The sequence below is a fragment of the Pseudomonas sp. EL_65y_Pfl1_R83 genome (assembly GCF_963970695.1).
Classification (GTDB): domain Bacteria; phylum Pseudomonadota; class Gammaproteobacteria; order Pseudomonadales; family Pseudomonadaceae; genus Aquipseudomonas; species Aquipseudomonas tritici.
In genome coordinates, this window is the sequence record NZ_CAXAQI010000038.1 from 1 (window position 1) to 1,984 (window position 1,984).

2 protein-coding genes are annotated in these 1,984 nt (G+C 68.3%); both read right to left on the reverse strand.

Annotated elements, in window-relative coordinates; translation table 11 throughout:
- Positions 1-1,780, reverse strand: a 1,780-nt coding sequence (locus AACY08_RS27415; protein ID WP_339472249.1) for a tyrosine-type recombinase/integrase, incomplete at its 3' end; no start/stop codon positions are given.
- On the reverse strand, positions 1,777-1,984 hold a 208-nt coding region (locus AACY08_RS27420; RefSeq protein ID WP_339472251.1), incomplete at its 5' end, for a tyrosine-type recombinase/integrase. The genes AACY08_RS27420 and AACY08_RS27415, both read right to left, overlap by 4 nt.

Genomic DNA, 1,984 nt, shown 5'->3' on the forward strand with positions numbered 1-1,984 from the left:
GCAACCAATCGACCGCGCCCGCTGTCAGCCGCCCGGTCCGCAGAGCCTCGGCGCCAGGTCCGGCGATGACCGCACCCGGCCCGAGCACCGCACGGTAGTCGCGCAGCACCTCGGGATCGGAGATCCTTGCGTAGACCATCGACATCGCCGGGCTCTCGTGGCCGAGCACGCTCATGATCGTATCAAGCCTCGCGCCGCGCTCGGCGAGCTGCGTTCCGAGGGTGTGGCGGAAGCGGTGTGCAGTGACGGTATGGCGGCCTCGTGCATCGACCAAGCCAACCGCCCGGCACGCCTCGCCCAGCGGCGTTTCAAAGAGGTAGTATTCGGATAACAACTTGCCGTGATCTACGAAGAGAAAGCGTAGTCGGTCACCGGTCCGCTCGTCGACCATTGCGCGGTCGCGCCCTCTCCGGCGTGCTTCCACCACGGCCTGGAGCGCGTCGGCCGCCTCTTCATGGAGCGGCACCATCCGCTCGCGGCCGGTCTTGCCGACAGGAATGCGCAGCCGCGCGGTGCCGTCGGGGTAGCGGTCGAGGCAATCGAGTGCGAGGCGACGCACCTCGCCGCGTCGAGCGCCCGACCAGCGCAGCGTCAGCAGCGCCGCACGCTGGAGTGGGCAAACCAGCGCACGAATGCCGCTCATCACGCGGGCTAGCTCTTCCTCGGGGATATAGCGGGGCACGCGCTCGAGGTGCGGCGGCTTGTCGCGGCAATCGACGAGTTGGCGCTGCGGCGCGCTTTCCCAGTCCCAAGCGACGGTATCGCGGAAAAACAGCGCAAGCGAGTTCGTGCGGTTGCGCCGTGTGATGAGAGACAAGGGCACGCCGCTGCCTGCGCTCGGCTCGTCGATCATCGCGCGAAAGAAGCTCTCGACGTGCTCGCGCGTCACATCCTCGAAGCGGCAGACCTGGGGCGCGACGCGACCCAGGTGCTCGAGGAAGCGCCTGAGCGCGATCTCGTGGTGGTAAACCGTGCTGGGGCGCAGCTGCGACGCGCGCGCTGCGAGCCAGCGCTGGACGAGTGCCCACATCGCAGACGGCAGCAGCGGGTGCGAGGCGTAGGCTGGCATGAACTTGCGCGGCTGCCGGCTCGATTGGCCACGATGGTAGAGGATGGTGCCGAGCTGGCTGGCATGCGTGATCCAGCTTTTGGCGAACTGCGGACCGTAGCGCTCGCGCGCACCGAAGAAGACCGGCAGGTCGGGATGCGAGGCGAAGTCGCGGACGGCGGCGAGCAGCCGGTCGATATGCTCGGGCCGCAGCAGGTCGGGCGAGCGCACGCCCTCGTGCATGGCGATGCGCGGCAGCATCCAGGTCATGGAAAGCCGAATCGACGAGCGATTAAAGCCGAGGGCTTCACCCTCGTCGGCAAGGCGGTCGATGCCGAGGTCGATGCACAGCCGGTCGAGCACAACCGACGGACGTGTCTTGCCAACGGCGAGCAGCCATGGGTAGTCGATGCGCAGCCTGTCGGTGAACGCGAGAAAGTGGATGTAGGGGCGCGCTTGATAGGAAAGTTTGTGGCTCGACGCTTGCCGCCGCTCGCCATCGAGGCGGCCGACGCGCTCGGGCAGTGGCGCAGCGAGCCAGTCGCGAAGATCGGGCCACTGTGTGCGGAAGCGGCGGTGGATCTGCCGCAGCTGGCGCTTGTACATATCGCAGATATCCACACCCGCGACGTGCGCGGCGTACTCTGCCTCGCCGCAGTGCTGAGCGATCACTGGTGCGGCCGGGTGCTCGCCGATCGCTGCTGCGGCGGCAGAGATCGGTCCGGCCCTCATGGCGCTGACACATCGAGGCCAAGCGCGCGGCGGTACTCGGCGACGACCGCCGGGTCGGACACGCGCGTGTAGATGCGGGTGGACTCGGGGGAGGCGTGACCAAGCCTGCGCATGAGGGCGAGCTCGCGCATGCCGCCCTCCCACATGCGTGTCGCGTGCGTGTGCCGGCAGGCGTGCGGGGTCATCCAGGGCTCGCGTATGCCG